Origin of the sequence: Pseudoxanthomonas sp. LjRoot125, from assembly GCF_964252705.1 — a bacterium.
GTDB lineage: Bacteria > Pseudomonadota > Gammaproteobacteria > Xanthomonadales > Xanthomonadaceae > Pseudoxanthomonas_A.
In genome coordinates, this window is record NZ_CAXUOY020000001.1 from 3,297,897 (window position 1) to 3,316,787 (window position 18,891).

Genomic DNA, 18,891 nt, shown 5'->3' on the forward strand with positions numbered 1-18,891 from the left:
TTTCCTTCGTTAAAGAGCGACGGGCGCGGCCTCTGGGATGCCTTGCCCCGGTTAGTCCAAGCTGATCCAGTCCCCACCACCCGCGAGTACTCCACGGATGGAAAGCGCCTGAATCGGCTGGGGATTCTTCCTGAAAAACAAGGCAGGCCGGTAAACCGGCCCGCCCAGACATGAAAGTATAGGACGCGTGACATATCCCGTCAACCACCGGGACGCCCTGCCCGGCCGAAGGCCTGCAGGATGGCACGCGACACTCCGTGTCTGGCGAACACGAGGCGCTTCCTGCACCTCTTTTCGCGGTAGGCCGGCCTCCTCCCAGGGGGCGCCGGCGGGTATTGCGATCCTGAATAGCGGGTCGCTATTCGGGGGCCGGCATTGTAGCCGTACGGCGCGCGCGCCGCAAGCGGTTGATGCCGGCGACCTGCGCTTCAGCGCAGGCCTATCCACGTCGTTGCGTGCCGCGCGCAAAGGCGCGACACGCTAGGCGCAGGGGCTTACTTGATGATCTTGGCCACCACGCCGGCGCCGACCGTACGGCCGCCTTCGCGGATCGCGAAACGCAGGCCTTCGTCCATCGCCACCGGGTTGATCAGGGTGACCACCATCTTGATGTTGTCGCCCGGCATCACCATCTCCACGCCTTCCGGCAGGGTCACGGCGCCCGTGATGTCGGTCGTGCGGAAGTAGAACTGCGGACGGTAGCCCTTGAAGAACGGGGTGTGACGGCCGCCTTCGTCCTTGCTCAGCACGTAGACTTCGGACTCGAACTCGGTATGCGGGGTGATCGAACCCGGCTTGGCCAGCACCTGGCCACGCTCCACGTCGTCACGCTTGGTGCCGCGCAGCAGCAGACCGGCGTTGTCGCCCGCCTGGCCCTGGTCCAGCAGCTTGCGGAACATTTCCACGCCCGTGACCGTGGTCTTCTGGGTCGGACGGATACCGACGATTTCGATTTCCTCGCCCACCTTGATCACGCCGCGCTCGATACGGCCGGTCACCACGGTGCCGCGGCCCGAGATCGAGAACACGTCTTCCACCGGCATCAGGAACGGCTTGTCGACGTCACGCTCCGGGGTCGGGATCCAGGTGTCCAGCGCATCGACCAGCCTCAGGATCGCCGGCACGCCGATCTCGCTCTGGTCGCCTTCCAGCGCCAGGCGGGCCGAGCCCGAGATGATCGGGGTGTCGTCGCCCGGGAACTCGTACTTGCTCAGCAGTTCGCGGACTTCCATCTCCACCAGCTCCAGCAGCTCGGCGTCGTCCACCATGTCGGCCTTGTTCAGGAACACGACGATGTACGGCACGCCGACCTGGCGCGACAGCAGGATGTGCTCGCGCGTCTGCGGCATCGGGCCGTCAGCGGCCGAGCACACCAGGATCGCGCCGTCCATCTGGGCAGCACCGGTGATCATGTTCTTCACGTAGTCGGCGTGGCCCGGGCAATCCACGTGCGCGTAGTGGCGCGAAGCAGATTCATACTCCACGTGCGCCGTCGAGATCGTGATGCCGCGCGCCTTCTCTTCCGGCGCCGCGTCGATCGCGTCGTATGCCTTGAACTCGCCACCGAAACGCTCCGCGCCGATCTTCGTCAGCGCCGCCGTCAGCGTCGTCTTGCCGTGGTCAACGTGACCAATCGTGCCCACGTTCACGTGCGGCTTGGTGCGTTCGAATTTACCCTTTGCCATTGTCTTCTACCTTTTTATCTGTGATTCGTGACGGGAACGCCGGGAGGCACTACAGGCCTCCCGACCCCACTCAGTTCTTCTTGATGACTGCGTCTGCGATGTTCGCCGGCGCTTCAGCGTAGTGGTCGAACTCCATCGAGAACGTGGCGCGACCCTGCGACATCGAACGCAGCGTGGTGGCGTAGCCGAACATTTCGCCCAGCGGCACCATCGCGGCGATCACCTTGCCGGACGGACTGTCGTCCTGACCCTGCAGGATGCCGCGACGACGGCTCACGTCGCCCATCACGTCGCCCAGGTAGTCTTCCGGGGTGACGATCTCGACCTTCATCATCGGCTCCAGCAGGACCGGCTGGGCCTTGCTGAAAGCTTCCTTGAACGCCATCGAGCCAGCGACCTTGAACGCCATTTCGTTGGAGTCGACGTCATGGAACGAACCGTCGACCGCCTTGATGGCGATGTCGACCACCGGGAAGCCGGCCAGCGGGCCGCTCTTCATGGCGTCTTCGATGCCCTTGCCCGCAGCAGCGACGTATTCCTTCGGGACCACGCCACCGACGATGGCGCTCTCGTACGAGAAGCCCACGCCGCGCTCGACCGGCGACATTTCGATGACGATGTGGCCGTACTGGCCGCGACCGCCCGACTGACGCACGAACTTGCCGTCCTGCTTGACCGACTTGCGGATCGTCTCGCGGTACGCCACCTGCGGCTTGCCGACGTTGGCTTCCACGTTGAACTCGCGCTTCATGCGGTCCACCAGGATTTCCAGGTGCAGCTCGCCCATGCCCGAGATGATCGTCTGGCCGGATTCTTCGTCCGTCTTGACGCGGAACGAGGGATCTTCCTGCGCCAGGCGGCCGAGGGCCAGGCCCATCTTCTCCTGGTCGGACTTGGTTTTCGGCTCCACCGCCATCGAGATGACGGGCTCCGGGAACACCATGCGCTCCAGGGTGATGATGTGGTCGAGCGAGCACAGCGTATCGCCAGTGGTGACGTCCTTCAGACCCACCGCCGCGGCGATGTCGCCCGCGCGCACTTCCTTGATCTCGTCGCGCTGGTTGGAGTGCATCTGCAGGATGCGACCCACGCGCTCCTTCTTCGACTTGACCGGGTTGTACACCGCGTCGCCGGAGTTCAGCACGCCCGAATAGACGCGGAAGAACGTCAGCGAACCCACGAACGGATCCGTCATGATCTTGAACGCAAGCGCCGAGAACGGCTCGCTGTCGCCCGCCTTGCGGCTGTCTTCCTTCTCGTTCTCGTCGATGCCCTGCACCGGCGGACGATCGGTCGGCGACGGCAGCAGCTGGATCACGCCGTCCAGCATGGCCTGCACGCCCTTGTTCTTGAACGCGGAGCCACAGTAGACCGGAATCACTTCCACCTTCAGCGTGCGCTCGCGCAGGCCGGCGATGATCTCGGCTTCGGACAGGTCGCCCTCGTTGAGGTACTTGTCCATCAGCTCTTCGCTGGCTTCGGCAGCCGCTTCGACCATGAAGGCACGATCCGTCGCCGCCTTGTCGGCCAGCTCGGCGGGAATGTCGCGGTACTCGAACTTGGTGCCCTGAGAAGCGACATCCCAATGGATGTACTTCATCTTCAGCAGGTCGATGACGCCTTCAAAGCCGTCTTCGGCGCCGACCGGCACCTGCATCGGCACGGGGTACGCACCCAGACGGGTCTTCAACTGGTCCACGACCTTGAAGAAGTCGGCACCGGTACGGTCCATCTTGTTGACGAACGCAAGACGCGGCACGGCGTACTTGTTGGCCTGGCGCCACACGGTCTCGGACTGCGGCTGCACGCCGCCCACGGCGCACAGCACGAACACCGCGCCGTCGAGCACGCGCAGCGAACGCTCGACTTCGATGGTGAAGTCGACGTGGCCGGGGGTATCGATGATGTTGAAGCGGTGCTGCGGCAGCGACTTGTCCATGCCGGTCCAGAACGCCGTGGTGGCGGCGGACGTGATGGTGATGCCGCGCTCCTGCTCCTGCTCCATCCAGTCCATGGTCGCGGCACCGTCGTGCACTTCACCGATCTTGTGGCTGACGCCGGTGTAGAACAGGATGCGCTCGGACGTGGTGGTCTTGCCGGCGTCGATGTGCGCCATGATGCCGAAATTGCGGTAACGCTCGATGGGAGTGGTGCGAGCCACGACAGTCTCTCTTTTCTGATGGAGGGCCGGCGGGATGCCAGGGCCTTCCGTGGAGGGCGGATCTTCAGATGGCCGAATGCCGCCTTTCGGCGGCCTTCGGGGTCGGAACGCGGAAGCGCGTCCCAGGGGCACCTAGATGGTGCCGAAGGCCCTTGCTCGCAAGGGCCCGCAGGCCGTTACCAGCGGTAGTGCGCGAACGCCTTGTTCGCTTCCGCCATGCGGTGGGTTTCTTCACGCTTCTTGATGGCGCCGCCGCGGTTCTCGGAGGCATCCATCAGCTCAGCGGCCAGCTTGCGCGGCATGGAGTTCTCGCCGCGCTTGCGGGCGGACTCGATCAGCCAGCGCATCGCCAGCGCCATGCGGCGCGACGAACGCACTTCGACCGGCACCTGGTAGGTGGCGCCGCCGACACGGCGGGACTTCACCTCGACAGCCGGGGAGACGTTGTCCAGCGCCTTCTCGACCAGCTCGAGGGCATTGGGGTTCTTCTCGCCGATGACGTCCATGGCACCGTAGACGATCTTCTCGGCGACGGACTTCTTGCCACTCAGCATCACCATGTTGATGAAGCGGGCAATCGTCTGGCTACCGTGCTTGGGGTCCGGCAGGATTTCACGTTGGGGGGCAGAGCCTTTGCGCGACATGTTCGTTTATTCCTTAAGCCTTGGGACGCTTGGCGCCGTACTTGGAACGGCCCTGGCGACGCTTGGCGACGCCCGAGGCGTCCAGCGAGCCACGCACGGTGTGGTAACGCACGCCCGGCAGGTCCTTCACGCGGCCACCGCGCACGAGCACCACGGAGTGCTCCTGCAGGTTGTGACCCTCACCGCCGATGTAGCTGATGATCTCTTCCTGGTTGGTCAGGCGCACCTTGGCGACCTTGCGCAGAGCCGAGTTCGGCTTCTTCGGGGTCGTCGTGTAGACGCGGGTGCACACGCCGCGACGCTGCGGGCAGTTGTCCAGCGCGGGCGACTGGCTCTTGTACGTGGGGGCCTGCCGCGGCTTGCGGACCAGCTGATTGACGGTTGCCATAGTGGATTCTTCGTGTGAAGGCCGGAGCCTTGTTTGATATGAAAACGAAGGCAGGCCGTATGACGGCCCACCTAGACGGAAAAGTATAGCCGGCAACCCGCCCGACCGTCAACGCGACGGAGGTGGATGCCTGCCAACTGACTGCGATCCCGCCCTTCCTGGGCCGAAAACGAGGCGCATCCTGCGCCTCTTTTCGTGGTCTGGGGCGGCCCGGAGGCCGCCGGATGGTGCGTTTTAGCTGGCGCTGGACTCCTCGCCCGCCTCGTCGGCGGCGATCACCGGGGCCGCCGGAGCGGCCTCGCTGCTGCCGCCCGACAGGGCGTCCACCTCGGCCTCGGTCAGACCGGAGGCGTTGCGGCGGCGCTGGTTGTGGTACGCCAGGCCGGTACCGGCCGGGATCAGACGACCGACGATGACGTTCTCCTTCAGGCCGCGCAGGCTGTCGCGGGTGCCGCGGACGGCAGCCTCGGTCAGCACGCGGGTGGTTTCCTGGAAGGATGCCGCGGAGATGAACGACTCGGTGGCCAGCGATGCCTTGGTGATGCCCAGCAGCACCGGGTCGTACTTCGCCAGGATCTCATTGCGGGCCGCCAGCTTGGCGTTCTCTTCAATGAAGCGCTGCTTCTCGATCTGCTCGCCCGCCAGGAACTTGCTGTTGCCGGCGTCGGTGATTTCCACCTTGCGCAGCATCTGGCGAGTGATGACCTCGATGTGCTTGTCGTTGATCTTCACGCCCTGCAGGCGGTAGACGTCCTGGATTTCCTTGACCAGGTAGGCCGCCAGCGGCTCGACACCCAGCAGACGCAGGATGTCCTGCGGGCTCGGCTCGCCGTCCACGATGGTTTCGCCCTTGGCCACGTGCTCGCCTTCGAACACGATGATCTGGCGGAACTTCGGGATCAGCTCTTCGTGCTCGGAACCGTCGGTGTCCTTGATGATCAGGCGCTGCTTGCCCTTGGTGTCCTTGCCGAAGCTGATGACGCCGGAGCGCTCGGCCAGGATGGCCGGGTCCTTCGGCTTGCGGGCTTCGAACAGGTCGGCAACGCGCGGCAGACCACCGGTGATGTCGCGGGTCTTGGAGGCTTCCTGCGGCACCTTGGTGACCACGTCGCCCACGCCGACGGGTGCGCCGTCCTGCAGGTTGACGATCGAGCGCGGCGGCAGCAGGTACTGCGCCGGCAGGTCGGTACCGGGGATGCTCAGGTCCTTGCCGTCCTTGTCCACGATGCGGACGATCGGACGCAGGTCCTTGCCCTGCGAGCCGCGACGCTTCGGATCGGTGATCTCGCGCGAAGCGAGGCCGGTCAGGTCGTCGGTCTTCTCGATGACGGTGACGCCGTCGACGAAGTCGACGAAGCGCACGAAACCGGCGACTTCCGACACGATCGGGTGGTTATGCGGATCCCAGTTCGCCACGGCCTGGCCGGCGGTGATCTGGTCGCCGTCCTTGACGGTGATCGTCGCGCCGTAGGGCAGCTTGTAGCGCTCACGCTCGCGGCCATGGCCATCGAGCACCGACAGTTCGCCCGAACGCGAAACCGCGACCAGGCTGCCGTTGGCGTGTTCGACGAACTTGAGGTTGTTGAACTTGATCGAACCGGTCGTCTTGACGGTGATGTTGTCGACCGCCGCCGCACGCGATGCCGCACCACCGATGTGGAACGTACGCATGGTCAGCTGCGTGCCGGGCTCACCGATCGACTGCGCGGCGATGACGCCGACCGCTTCGCCGATGTTGACGATGTGGCCACGGGCCAGGTCGCGACCGTAGCAGTGCGCGCAGACGCCGAATTCGGATTCGCAGGTGATGGTGGAGCGCACCTTCAGGGACTGCACGCCGGCGTCTTCCAGCTTCTGCACCCAGGCTTCGTCCAGCAGCGTGTTGCGGGTGACGATCGGATCTTCGTCGTTGCCCGGCAGGAACACGTCCTCGGCCACGATGCGGCCCAGCACGCGGTCACGCAGCGGCTCGACCACGTCGCCGCCTTCCACGATCGGAGTCATGGTCAGGCCTTCGACGGTGCCGCAGTCGACCTCCGTGATCACCACGTCCTGCGCCACGTCGACGAGGCGACGGGTAAGGTAACCGGAGTTCGCGGTCTTCAACGCGGTATCGGCCAGACCCTTACGGGCACCGTGCGTGGAGTTGAAGTACTCCTGCACGTTCAGGCCTTCGCGGAAGTTCGCCTTGATGGGCGTCTCGATGATCGAACCATCGGGACGGGCCATCAGGCCGCGCATGCCGGCCAGCTGGCGGATCTGCGCCTGGCTACCACGGGCGCCGGAGTCGGCCATGATGTACAGCGAGTTCATCGACTTCTCGTTGATGGTCTCGCCCTTGGCGTTCTTCACCTTGTCGGTACCGATGGTGTCCATCATCGCCTTGGCGATGCGCTCATTGGTGCGCGACCAGATGTCGACCACCTTGTTGTAGCGCTCGCCGGCGGTGACCAGACCGCTCTGGTACTGCTCCTGGATCTCCAGCACTTCCTGCTCGGCTTCGCCCAGGATGCCCTTCTTCTCGGCCGGGATCAGCATGTCGTCGATGCCGATCGAGACGCCGGCGCGCGTGGCGTACGCGAAGCCGGTGTACATCAGCTTGTCGGCGAACACGACCGTGTCCTTCAGGCCCAGCATGCGGTAGCTGGAGTTGATCAGGCGGCTGATGGCCTTCTTGTTCAACTCGGTGTTGGCCAGCGCGAACGGCAGGCCTTCCGGCAGGATTTCGGCCAACAGCGCACGGCCGATCGTGGTGTCCACGATGCTGGTCTGCTTGCTGCGGTTGCCGTCCTCGTCGATCACGGTGCCGCTGATGCGGACCTTGACCTTCGCGTGCAGCTCGACGGCCCGGTTGTCGTAGGCGCGCTTGACTTCGGCGATGTTGGCGAACGCCATGCCCTCGCCCTTCTTGTTCTCCAAGGCGCGGGTCATGTAGTACAGACCCAGCACGACGTCCTGCGACGGCACGATGATCGGCTCGCCGTTGGCCGGCGACAGGATGTTGTTGGAGGACATCATCAGCGCGCGCGCTTCCAGCTGGGCTTCCAGCGAGAGCGGCACGTGGACGGCCATCTGGTCACCGTCGAAGTCGGCGTTGAACGCGGTGCAGACCAGCGGGTGCAGCTGGATGGCCTTACCTTCGATCAGCACCGGCTCGAACGCCTGGATGCCCAGGCGGTGCAGCGTCGGCGCGCGGTTCAACAGGACCGGGTGCTCGCGAATGACTTCTTCCAGGATGTCCCAGACTTCCGCTTCTTCGCGCTCGACCAGCTTCTTGGCGGCCTTGATGGTGGTGGCCAGGCCGCGACGCTGCAGCTTGGCGAACACGAACGGCTTGAACAGCTCCAGCGCCATCTTCTTCGGCAGGCCGCACTCGTGCAGGCGCAGGGTCGGGCCGACCACGATGACCGAACGGCCGGAGTAGTCGACGCGCTTGCCGAGCAGGTTCTGGCGGAAGCGGCCCTGCTTGCCCTTGATCATGTCGGCCAGCGACTTGAGCGGGCGCTTGTTGGTGCCGGTGATGGCGCGGCCGCGACGGCCGTTGTCCATCAGGGCGTCAACCGATTCCTGCAGCATGCGCTTTTCGTTGCGCACGATGATGTCCGGAGCGTTGAGCTCCAGCAGGCGGCGCAGGCGGTTGTTGCGGTTGATGACGCGGCGGTACAGGTCGTTCAGGTCGGAGGTCGCGAAGCGGCCACCATCCAGCGGCACCAGCGGACGCAGGTCCGGCGGCAGCACCGGCAGCACGGTCATGACCATCCATTCCGGACGGTTGCCCGACTCCAGGAACGCTTCCATCAGCTTGATGCGCTTGGTGAGGCGCTTCAGCTTGGTTTCGGAACCGGTGCTGGCGATTTCCTCGCGCAGGTTCACCATCTCGGCCTGCAGGTCGATCGTGCGCAGCAGGTCGTAGACGGCCTCGGCGCCCATGGCGGCGTCGAAATCATCGCCGTGCTCCTGGCGCGCCTGCATGAACTGTTCTTCGGTCAGCAGCTGGCGGCGCTCGAGCGAGGTCAGGCCCGGCTCGGTGACGACGTAGGCTTCGAAGTATAGCACGCGCTCGATGTCACGCAGGGTCATGTCCAGCATCAGGCCGATGCGCGACGGCAGCGACTTCAGGAACCAGATGTGCGCGACCGGGCTGGCCAGGTCGATGTGGCCCATGCGCTCGCGGCGCACCTTGGCCAGCGTCACTTCCGTGCCGCACTTCTCGCAGACGACGCCGCGGTGCTTCATGCGCTTGTACTTGCCGCACAGGCACTCGTAGTCCTTGATCGGGCCGAAGATGGCCGAGCAGAACAGGCCGTCGCGTTCGGGCTTGAACGTACGGTAGTTGATGGTTTCCGGCTTCTTCACTTCGCCGAAGGACCACGAACGGATCAGGTCCGGCGAGGCCAGCGCGATCTTGATCGCGTCGAAGTCCAGCGTCTGGCGCTGCTGGTTGAAGAGGTTGAGCAGGTCTTTCATTTTGTTTCTCCGTCAGGAGGAATCTTTGTCGGGGGCGGGTTGACCGTGTTCGGAAGGCGCGGAGGCGGCAGGCCGCTCCGCGCCGTTGCGATCAGTCTTCCAGTTCCATGTTGATGGCGAGCGAGCGGATTTCCTTCACGAGCACGTTGAAGGATTCCGGCATGCCCGCGACCATCTCGTGGGCACCATCGACGATGTTCTTGTACATCTGGTTGCGGCCCTGCACGTCGTCCGACTTGACCGTCAGCATTTCCTGCAGGGTGTGCGCCGCGCCGTAGGCTTCCAGCGCCCAGACTTCCATTTCACCGAAGCGCTGGCCACCGAACTGCGCCTTGCCGCCCAGCGGCTGCTGGGTGACGAGCGAGTACGGACCGGTGGAACGCGCGTGCATCTTGTCGTCCACCAGGTGGTTCAGCTTCAGCATGTGCATGTAGCCGACCGTGGTGTGGCGGTCGAACGCTTCGCCGGTGCGGCCGTCGAACAACTGGGTCTGGCCGCTGATCGGCAGGTCCGCGAGTTCGAGCATGTGCTTGATCTCGGTTTCCGCCGCGCCGTCGAACACCGGGGTGGCCATCGGCACGCCGTCGGTGAGGTTCTTGGCCAGCGCGATCAGTTCGGCGTCGCTGAACTGGTCCAGGTCCACGCGGTCCTCGCCCAGCTTCTGGTCGTGGTTGTAGATCTGGGTCAGGAACTTGCGCAGGTCGGCCACCTTGGCCTGGGCTTCCAGCATGCCCTGGATCTTCTTGCCCAGCCCCTTCGCAGCCCAGCCGAGGTGCACTTCCAGCACCTGGCCGATGTTCATACGCGACGGCACGCCCAGCGGGTTCAGCACGATGTCCACGGTCTCGCCGGTGGCCATGTACGGCATGTCCTCGACAGGCACGATGGTCGACACGACACCCTTGTTGCCGTGGCGGCCGGCCATCTTGTCGCCCGGCTGGATGCGGCGCTTCACGGCCAGGTAGACCTTGACCATCTTCAGCACGCCCGGGGCGAGGTCGTCGCCGGCGGTGATCTTGCCGCGCTTGTCGGCGAAGCGACGCTCGAACTCCTTCTCGTGCGCCTGGATCTGCATCTGGGCGCGCTCGATGGCGTCGGACGCGTCATCGTCCTTCATGCGCAGGGTGAACCACTCCGACTTCTTCAAGCCGTCGAGGTAGGCGTCGGAGATCGCGTCGCCCTTCTTCAGCGTACCCGGGCCGCCGTTGGCGACCTTGCCGACTAGCTGCGAGCGCAGGCGAGCGTAGATGGCGCCTTCCAGGATGCGGAACTGGTCGTCGAAGTCCTTCTTGACGCGCTTGATCTCGTTTTCCTCGATCTGGCGCGCACGCTTGTCCTTCTCGATGCCGTCGCGGGTGAAGACCTGCACGTCGATGACGGTGCCGTCCATGCCCGGGGGCACGCGCAGCGAGCTGTCCTTCACGTCAGAGGCCTTCTCGCCGAAGATCGCGCGCAGCAGCTTCTCTTCCGGGGTCAGCTGGCTTTCGCCCTTCGGCGTCACCTTGCCGACCATGATGTCGCCGGCGCGCACTTCGGCGCCGATGTACACCACGCCGCTCTCGTCGAGGCGGTTCAGCGCCTGCTCGGAGACGTTCGGGATGTCGGCGGAGATTTCCTCCGGCCCCAGCTTGGTGTCGCGCGCGACGCAGGTCAGCTCTTCGATGTGGATCGTGGTGTAGCGATCCTCTTCCACCACGCGCTCGGAGAGCAGGATGGAGTCTTCGAAGTTGTAGCCGTTCCACGGCATGAACGCGATCAGCATGTTCTGGCCCAGCGCCAGCTCGCCGATGTCGGTCGAGGGACCGTCGGCCAGCACGTCGCCGCGCGCGACCACGTCGCCCACGTTCACCAGCGGACGCTGGTTGATGCAGGTGTTCTGGTTGGAGCGCGTGTACTTGATCAGCGAATAGATGTCGACGCCGGCATCGGTTTCACCGGAGATTTCGACTTCGTTGACCTTGACCACGATGCGGCCGGCGTCGATCTGCTCGACCACGCCGCCACGGCGGGCGTTCACGGTCACGCCCGAGTCGCGCGCCACGGCGCGCTCGATGCCGGTACCGACCAGCGGCTTCTGCGCACGCAGCGTCGGCACGGCCTGGCGCTGCATGTTGGCGCCCATCAGTGCGCGGTTGGCGTCGTCGTGCTCCAGGAACGGCACCAGCGCCGCAGCGACCGACACGGTCTGCATCGGCGAGACGTCCATGTAGTCGACTTCGCTCGGCGGCTTCAGCAGCGATTCGCCCTGGTAGCGGCACGGCACGAACTGCTCGGTCAGGCGGCTCTTGGCGTCATGCAGCGCGTTGGCCTGCGCGATGACGTACTCGTTCTCTTCGATCGCCGACAGGTATTCGATCTCGTCGGTGATGGTGCCGTCCACGACCTTGCGGTACGGCGTCTCGAGGAAGCCATAGCTGTTGGTGCGTGCGTACACGGCCAGCGAGTTGATCAGGCCGATGTTCGGACCTTCCGGCGTCTCGATGGTGCAGACGCGGCCGTAATGGGTCGGGTGCACGTCGCGCACTTCGAAGCCGGCGCGCTCGCGGGTCAGGCCGCCCGGGCCGAGGGCCGACACGCGACGCTTGTGCGTGACTTCCGACAGCGGGTTGTTCTGGTCCATGAACTGCGACAGCTGCGAGGAGCCGAAGAACTCCTTGATCGCGGCGGCCACCGGCTTGGCGTTGATCAGTTCCTGCGGGGTCAGGCCCTCGGACTCGGCCATCGACAGGCGCTCCTTCACGGCGCGCTCGACGCGGACCAGGCCCACGCGGAAGACGTTCTCGGCCATTTCGCCGACCGAACGCACGCGACGGTTGCCCAGGTGGTCGATGTCGTCCACGGTGCCGCGGCCGTTGCGGATCTCGGTCAGGACCTTGATGACGTCCAGGATGTCCGAGGTCTCGCCCAGGCTGGCGACCAGGCGCTTGGCTTCTTCATCGTTGCGCGCGCCGAAGTACTTCTTGTCGTACAGCACGGCTTCGCCGGTGGTTTCCTTGCGGCCCACGCGACGGTTGAACTTCATGCGGCCGACGTTGGACAGGTCGTAGCGCTCGAAGGTGAAGAACAGGTTGTGGAACAGGTTCTGCGCGGCATCCTTGGTCGGCGGCTCGCCGGGACGCATCATGCGGTAGATCTCGACCAGCGCTTCGAGCTGCGTCTTGGTCGGGTCGATGCGCAGGGTGTTGGACAGGTACGGACCGCGATCCAGGTCGTTGACCCACAGCGTGCCCACGGCGTCCACGCCGGCCTTGCGGAACTTGGCCAGCTGGTCGTCGGTGATCTCGTCGTTGGCGGCAGCCAGCAACTCGCCGGTGTTGGCGTCGATCACGTCGTGCGACAGGATGCGGCCGACCAGGTATTCGTCCGGCACGGCCAGGGCGGCGATACCCGACTGTTCCAGCTGCTTCACGTGGCGTGCGGTGATGCGCTTGCCGGCTTCCACGATGACCTTGTCACCGTCGGCCAGGTCGAAGTTCAACGTCTCGCCGCGCAGGCGCTCGGCGACGAGCTCGAGCTGCACGCCTTCCGGCAGGATGTGGAAGGTGTTGACGTCGAAGAACTCGTTGAGCATTTCTTCGTTGTTGTAGCCCAGCGCGCGCAGCAGGATCGAAACCGGCAGCTTGCGGCGACGGTCGATACGCGTGAACAGCGCGTCCTTCGGGTCGAACTCGAAGTCCAGCCAGGAGCCGCGGTAAGGGATGATGCGGGCGCTGTACAGCAGCTTGCCCGAGCTGTGCGTCTTGCCACGGTCGTGGTCGAAGAACACGCCCGGCGAACGGTGCAGCTGCGACACGATCACGCGCTCGGTGCCGTTGACGATGAAGGTGCCGTTGTCGGTCATGAGCGGAATCTCGCCCAGATAGACCTCCTGCTCCTTCACGTACTTGATCGCCTTGGTGGACGACTCACGGTCGTAGATCACCAGGCGCACGGTCACGCGCAGCGGGGCGCCGTAGGACAGGCCGCGGTTGCGGCACTCGCGCTCGTCGAACACCGGCTCGCCGAGCTTGTAGCCGACGTATTCCAGCGCGGCATTGCCGCTGTAGCTGGCGATCGGGAAGACCGACTTCAGCGCAGCGTGCAGGCCCTTGTCGTCGCGCTTGGCGGGATCGGCGTGTTCCTGCAGGAATTCGCGGTAGGAATCGACCTGGATGGCCAGCAGGAACGGGACCTCGAGGATCGACCGCTGCTTGCCGAAATCCTTGCGGATGCGCTTCTTTTCGGTGAACGAATATGTCGTCATGTGACTGTGCCTTTGGCAGCGTGGGGCGCGCGTCCGCGACCTCACGGGGGGACATTCTTTCGAACGGGTGAATTTTCAGTTGGAAGTCGCTGGTATTGCCGGCACCAGCACGCCTTCTGCCGCTACTTCCAACTACAAACTCGCATTTACATCACTGCGTCTTGAAACGACCGAAGGCCAGGGGCTTTCGCCCCCGGCCTCGGGTTGTCGCCTGAGCAATCCGGCGACGGATACGACTTACTTGACTTCGACGCTCGCACCAGCGGCTTCGAGTTCCTTCTTGAACTTGTCGGCGTCTTCCTTCGACACGGCTTCCTTCAGGACGCCGCCGGCCTCGGTGAGGTCCTTGGCTTCCTTCAGGCCCAGGCCGGTGATGGCGCGAACGGCCTTGATCACGTCGACCTTCTTGGCGCCGGCGTCCTTCAGGACGACGGTGAATTCGGTCTGCTCTTCGACCGGGGCGGCGGCGGCGGCCGGACCGGCAGCGGCGACGACCGGGGCGGCGGCGGAGACGCCGAACTTCTCTTCGATGGCCTTGACCAGCTCCATCACTTCCATCAGGGTCTTGCCGGCAATGGCGTCGACGATCTGTTCGTTGGAAAGGGACATTGTGTTTACCTTTGGAAATTATCTGGGATTAGGGTTCGTAGAACCGTAGAAGACGTCGAATCAGGCTTCGGCCGGGGCTTCGGCAGCGGCTTCCGCCGGTGCTTCGCCACCACCCTGCTTGTCGGCCACGGCCTTGACGGCGCGGGCGAACATCGAGGCCGGTTCGGCCAGGACGCGGGCCAGCATGGCCAGGGCCTGATCGCGGGTCGGCAGCGACGCCAGGACTTCCACATGGCTGGCCGGATACAGCTGACCACCCACGGAGACGACCTTCGGCTGCAGCTTGTCGTTACCCTTGGCGAATTCCTTGATCAGGCGACCGGCAGCGCCGGGCTCCTCGGTCGAAAACGCATACAGCAGCGGACCGACGAGCTTGTCCTGGACAACCTCGAACTCGGTACCGGCCACGGCACGCACGGCCAGCGTGTTCTTGACAACTTTCAAGTACACGCCGGTCTCGCGGGCCTTCTTGCGCATCGCGGTCATCTGACTGACCGTGGTGCCTGCGTATTCGGCGGCGACCAGGGAGTGCGCCTTGGCGGCGACGTCTGCCAGTTCGGCGACTACTTCTTGCTTCTGGGACAGATTGAGAGCCATACACTCCTCACTTATTGACTCCGCTCGCGGCTCCTGCCGTTCGCGGTCCTGGACGGCACCCCTCCGTGGGTACCGGGGACGCAGAGGTCCCGGCGGTGGCCTGTCTGACTGGCGACCTGACGGTCGTGCTCCAGAAAACTTCCAGAAGGCGGCACCATCTACGCAGGCACATCCCCCGAGGGGAATGGATTAAGCGATCCCGCTAGCCACGACGGCGATTCCCTGCCAGCACGAGCTTCCCTGCCCGTCGTCGTTGCGCGCTGACCGCACCTGCGGTCTTTGACGGCTGTCGCTCGCACCGGTCTCCCGGCCTGGGCGACTGCCCTCAAAATTCGTTGCGCCCTGCCCCGCGTCGCGAGGCAGGGGTGATGCGATTACTTCAGGGACAGCGAGGACTGGTCCACGGTCACGCCGGGGCCCATGGTCGAGCTGACCGAGATCTTCTGCAGGTACTGGCCCTTGGAGGTGGCCGGCTTGGCCTTCACCAGGTCGATCAGCAGCGCCTGCAGGTTCGACTTCAGCGCTTCGTCGTCGAAGCTCGCCTTGCCGATCGTGCAATGGATGATGCCGGCCTTGTCGGTGCGGTAGCGCACCTGGCCCGACTTGGCGTTCTTCACCGCCTCGGCCGGGTTCGGCGACACGGTGCCGACCTTCGGGTTCGGCATCAGGCCGCGCGGGCCCAGGACCGTACCCAGCTTACCGACCACGCGCATCGCGTCCGGCGTGGCGATGACCACGTCGTAGTTGATGTCGCCGGCGAGCATCTTCTCGGCCAGGTCGTCCATGCCGACGGCCTCGGCGCCAGCGGCGGCGGCTTCGTCAGCCTTCGCGCCGGCCGGGGCGAACACCGCCACGCGGACCGACTTGCCGGTACCGGCGGGCAGCACGGTGGAACCGCGCACCTGCTGGTCGGACTTCTTGGCGTCCACGCCCAGGCGCACGGCGACGTCCACGGACTCGACGAACTTGGACTTGACCGCGGTCTTGATGATCTTCAGGGCCTCGTCAATGGCGTATGCCTTGCCGGGGGTCACGGCGGCCAGTATGGCCTTCTGTCGCTTGTTCTGTGCCATCTCTTAACCCTCTACCGTCAGGCCCATGGAGCGGGCGGAACCCGCGATCGTGCGCACCGCTGCGTCCAGGTCGGCCGCGGTCAGGTCGGGTTCCTTCGCCTTGGCGATGTCCTCGAGCTGCTTGCGGGTGACCTTGCCCACCTTCTCGGTGTTGGGGCGCTTGGAGCCGGACGTGATGCCGACGGCCTTCTTCAGCAGGATCGACGCCGGGGGCGTCTTCGTGATGAAGGTGAAGGTACGGTCGGAATAGGCCGTGATGACCACCGGAATCGGCAGGCCCGGCTCCAGCTTCTGCGTGGCGGCATTGAACGCCTTGCAGAATTCCATGATGTTCAGGCCGCGCTGACCCAGCGCAGGACCGACCGGCGGCGAGGGGTTGGCCTGACCGGCCTTCACCTGCAGCTTGATGTAACCGACAACTTTCTTTGCCATGTGAGTACTCTCCGGGTGCTAGCGCCTGTGAAGGCTCCCCATCGGACCGGGAAAATCACGCGTCCCGGCATCGCGTATCTCGAACGCGCCAATGGCCGCCCAAAGGCGGCCATGGCTCCTGCCCGGCCAGTCGTTCAGGGAGCCGCGCAGTATAACAGGGTTTTGGCGAGCCCGCTTGAGCGGGCCCGGCCGCCGGATCAGGCCTTCTCGACCTGCCCGAATTCCAGCTCCACCGGGGTGGAGCGGCCGAAGATCAGCACTGCGACGCGCAGGCGGCTCTTCTCGTAATTGACTTCCTCGACCACGCCGTTGAAGTCGTTGAACGGGCCATCGGTGACGCGCACCATCTCGCCCGGCTCGAACAGGACCTTCGGCTTCGGCTTCTCGACGCCTTCCTGGACGCGGTCGAGGATGGCCGCAGCTTCCTCGTCGCGAATCGGCAGGGGGCGGTCGGCGGTGCCACCAATGAAACCCAATACCTTGGAGGTGTCCTTTACAAGGTGCCAGCTCTCGCTGTCCATGCGCGGGATGCCGCCTTCGTCGTGGGTCTCGATCTGCACCAGCACGTAGCCGGGGAAGAACTTGCGCTCGGAACGACGCTTCTGGCCGGAGCGCATTTCCACGACTTCTTCGGTCGGGACCAGTACGTCGCCGAACTTCTCCTGCATGCTGTCGCGGACGATGCGGTCACGCAGGGCCTGGGCCACCGACTTCTCGAAGCCCGAATAAGCATGGACGACATACCAACGCTTCACTGAGGCGCTCTCCTTAACGGCCAAAATTCAAGAACAGCTCGATCGCCTTCTGGATGGCGAAATCAAAGCCGGCCAGGATCAGGCTGAGCAGGATGACCACCACGATGACCACCCACGTCGTGCGGGTCGCCTCTTCGCGGGTCGGCCACACGACCTTGCGCAGCTCAAAGCGGGATTCAGCCAGGAACTCGCGCGTATCGCGGCCCTTGGCGGTACCCAGGAACACCAGGGCACCTAACACGAGGCCCGCGACCACGGCGAGCGAACGCAGCGGCGTGGCCCATTGGCCATTGAAGAACCACCAGGCCACCAGGCCCGCCACGACCAGCGCAAGCGCCAGCACGTACTTGGCGATATCGCCCGCGGAGGTGGCGGTCGCTTTGGATTGTTCGACCTTGCTGTTCAAGTCAGTGTCGCTCTTTTGCTCTGGAGGGAGTGGCGGGAATCCCGCACTCCGCGGGGAAGGAAGTGGCACGCCAGGAGGGACTCGAACCCCCAACCTGCGGTTTTGGAGACCGCTGCTCTGCCAATTGAGCTACTGGCGTATCGATACAGCTACAACCTTCCCTTAGACGGCGAAGGCGGACCGAGGTTCCGGCCCGCCCTTCGCGCTATCCGGCGAACCCGTCGCCGGGACCGCAGGGGCTTACTTGATGATCTTGGCCACCACGCCGGCGCCGACCGTACGGCCGCCTTCGCGGATCGCGAAACGCAGGCCTTCGTCCATCGCCACCGGGTTGATCAGGGTGACCACCATCTTGATGTTGTCGCCCGGCATCACCATCTCCACGCCTTCCGGCAGGGTCACGGCGCCCGTGATGTCGGTCGTGCGGAAGTAGAACTGCGGACGGTAGCCCTTGAAGAACGGGGTGTGACGGCCGCCTTCGTCCTTGCTCAGCACGTAGACTTCGGACTCGAACTCGGTATGCGGGGTGATCGAACCCGGCTTGGCCAGCACCTGGCCACGCTCCACGTCGTCACGCTTGGTGCCGCGCAGCAGCAGACCGGCGTTGTCGCCCGCCTGGCCCTGGTCCAGCAGCTTGCGGAACATTTCCACGCCCGTGACCGTGGTCTTCTGGGTCGGACGGATACCGACGATTTCGATTTCCTCGCCCACCTTGATCACGCCGCGCTCGATACGGCCGGTCACCACGGTGCCGCGGCCCGAGATCGAGAACACGTCTTCCACCGGCATCAGGAACGGCTTGTCGACGTCACGCTCCGGGGTCGGGATCCAGGTGTCCAGCGCATCGACCAGCCTCAGGATCGCCGGCACGCCGATCTCGCTCTGGTCGCCTTCCAGCGCCAGGCGGGCCGAGCCCGAGATGATCGGGGTGTCGTCGCCCGGGAACTCGTACTTGCTCAGCAGTTCGCGGACTTCCATCTCCACCAGCTCCAGCAGCTCGGCGTCGTCCACCATGTCGGCCTTGTTCAGGAACACGACGATGTACGGCACGCCGACCTGGCGCGACAGCAGGATGTGCTCGCGCGTCTGCGGCATCGGGCCGTCAGCGGCCGAGCACACCAGGATCGCGCCGTCCATCTGGGCAGCACCGGTGATCATGTTCTTCACGTAGTCGGCGTGGCCCGGGCAATCCACGTGCGCGTAGTGGCGCGAAGCAGATTCATACTCCACGTGCGCCGTCGAGATCGTGATGCCGCGCGCCTTCTCTTCCGGCGCCGCGTCGATCGCGTCGTATGCCTTGAACTCGCCACCGAAACGCTCCGCGCCGATCTTCGTCAGCGCCGCCGTCAGCGTCGTCTTGCCGTGGTCAACGTGACCAATCGTGCCCACGTTCACGTGCGGCTTGGTGCGTTCGAATTTACCCTTTGCCAT

General features: G+C 64.8%; 13 protein-coding genes and 1 tRNA gene. All 14 read right to left on the reverse strand.

Annotated features, from left to right (window positions below):
• Positions 1–494 precede the first annotated feature (494 nt).
• A complete protein-coding gene (gene tuf, locus ACSION_RS15500) occupies positions 495–1,685 on the reverse strand; it encodes an elongation factor Tu (RefSeq protein ID WP_435306620.1) in 1,191 nt (396 codons plus the stop codon).
• A 70-nt stretch (positions 1,686–1,755) separates the two neighbouring features.
• Positions 1,756–3,846 (reverse strand): elongation factor G, encoded by a 2,091-nt coding sequence (fusA, locus tag ACSION_RS15505; protein ID WP_435306621.1) that lies wholly within the window; start codon positions 3,844–3,846, stop codon positions 1,756–1,758.
• A gap of 176 nt (positions 3,847–4,022) precedes the next feature.
• The gene (gene rpsG, locus ACSION_RS15510) at positions 4,023–4,490 is read right to left on the reverse strand and encodes a 30S ribosomal protein S7 (protein ID WP_093487373.1); all 468 of its coding nucleotides are present in this window, start codon (positions 4,488–4,490) and stop codon (positions 4,023–4,025) included.
• A 13-nt stretch (positions 4,491–4,503) separates the two neighbouring features.
• Positions 4,504–4,878, reverse strand: coding sequence for a 30S ribosomal protein S12 (rpsL, locus tag ACSION_RS15515; RefSeq protein WP_055945224.1), 375 nt, complete (start codon positions 4,876–4,878; stop codon positions 4,504–4,506).
• Positions 4,879–5,112: 234 nt separating this feature from the next.
• Positions 5,113–9,345, reverse strand: coding sequence for a DNA-directed RNA polymerase subunit beta' (gene rpoC, locus ACSION_RS15520; protein ID WP_435306622.1), 4,233 nt, complete (start codon positions 9,343–9,345; stop codon positions 5,113–5,115).
• Between the two features lie 91 nt (positions 9,346–9,436).
• Positions 9,437–13,588 (reverse strand): DNA-directed RNA polymerase subunit beta, encoded by a 4,152-nt coding sequence (gene rpoB, locus ACSION_RS15525; RefSeq protein WP_435306623.1) that lies wholly within the window; start codon positions 13,586–13,588, stop codon positions 9,437–9,439.
• A gap of 237 nt (positions 13,589–13,825) precedes the next feature.
• The gene (gene rplL, locus ACSION_RS15530; protein ID WP_056879077.1) at positions 13,826–14,197 is read right to left on the reverse strand and encodes a 50S ribosomal protein L7/L12; all 372 of its coding nucleotides are present in this window, start codon (positions 14,195–14,197) and stop codon (positions 13,826–13,828) included.
• A 60-nt stretch (positions 14,198–14,257) separates the two neighbouring features.
• Positions 14,258–14,794, reverse strand: a complete 537-nt coding sequence (rplJ, locus tag ACSION_RS15535) for a 50S ribosomal protein L10 (RefSeq protein WP_093487379.1) — start codon at positions 14,792–14,794, stop codon at positions 14,258–14,260.
• A 374-nt stretch (positions 14,795–15,168) separates the two neighbouring features.
• On the reverse strand, positions 15,169–15,867 hold the full coding sequence (gene rplA, locus ACSION_RS15540; RefSeq protein ID WP_093296322.1) for a 50S ribosomal protein L1: 699 nt from the start codon (positions 15,865–15,867) through the stop codon (positions 15,169–15,171).
• A 3-nt stretch (positions 15,868–15,870) separates the two neighbouring features.
• The gene (gene rplK / locus ACSION_RS15545) at positions 15,871–16,299 is read right to left on the reverse strand and encodes a 50S ribosomal protein L11 (RefSeq protein WP_055945202.1); all 429 of its coding nucleotides are present in this window, start codon (positions 16,297–16,299) and stop codon (positions 15,871–15,873) included.
• Positions 16,300–16,496: 197 nt separating this feature from the next.
• A complete protein-coding gene (gene nusG / locus ACSION_RS15550; protein WP_056879080.1) occupies positions 16,497–17,054 on the reverse strand; it encodes a transcription termination/antitermination protein NusG in 558 nt (185 codons plus the stop codon).
• 13 nt (positions 17,055–17,067) lie between these two features.
• The gene (secE, locus tag ACSION_RS15555; RefSeq protein ID WP_093487381.1) at positions 17,068–17,460 is read right to left on the reverse strand and encodes a preprotein translocase subunit SecE; all 393 of its coding nucleotides are present in this window, start codon (positions 17,458–17,460) and stop codon (positions 17,068–17,070) included.
• Between the two features lie 63 nt (positions 17,461–17,523).
• Positions 17,524–17,599: transfer RNA gene (locus tag ACSION_RS15560), tRNA-Trp, on the reverse strand.
• Between the two features lie 101 nt (positions 17,600–17,700).
• Positions 17,701–18,891, reverse strand: coding sequence for an elongation factor Tu (tuf, locus tag ACSION_RS15565; RefSeq protein ID WP_435306620.1), 1,191 nt, complete (start codon positions 18,889–18,891; stop codon positions 17,701–17,703).

Excerpts from the sequence above, each read along its gene's own strand:
- tuf (WP_435306620.1), bottom strand. The coding sequence starts at position 18,891 with ATGGCAAAGGGTAAATTCGAACGCACCAAGCCGCACGTGAACGTGGGC.
- rplJ (WP_093487379.1), bottom strand. The coding sequence starts at position 14,794 with ATGGCTCTCAATCTGTCCCAGAAGCAAGAAGTAGTCGCCGAACTGGCA.
- rplK (WP_055945202.1), bottom strand. The coding sequence starts at position 16,299 with ATGGCAAAGAAAGTTGTCGGTTACATCAAGCTGCAGGTGAAGGCCGGT.
- rplA (WP_093296322.1), bottom strand. The coding sequence starts at position 15,867 with ATGGCACAGAACAAGCGACAGAAGGCCATACTGGCCGCCGTGACCCCC.
- tuf (WP_435306620.1), bottom strand. The coding sequence starts at position 1,685 with ATGGCAAAGGGTAAATTCGAACGCACCAAGCCGCACGTGAACGTGGGC.
- rpsG (WP_093487373.1), bottom strand. The coding sequence starts at position 4,490 with ATGTCGCGCAAAGGCTCTGCCCCCCAACGTGAAATCCTGCCGGACCCC.
- rpoC (WP_435306622.1), bottom strand. The coding sequence starts at position 9,345 with ATGAAAGACCTGCTCAACCTCTTCAACCAGCAGCGCCAGACGCTGGAC.
- rpsL (WP_055945224.1), bottom strand. The coding sequence starts at position 4,878 with ATGGCAACCGTCAATCAGCTGGTCCGCAAGCCGCGGCAGGCCCCCACG.
- rpoB (WP_435306623.1), bottom strand. The coding sequence starts at position 13,588 with ATGACGACATATTCGTTCACCGAAAAGAAGCGCATCCGCAAGGATTTC.
- rplL (WP_056879077.1), bottom strand. The coding sequence starts at position 14,197 with ATGTCCCTTTCCAACGAACAGATCGTCGACGCCATTGCCGGCAAGACC.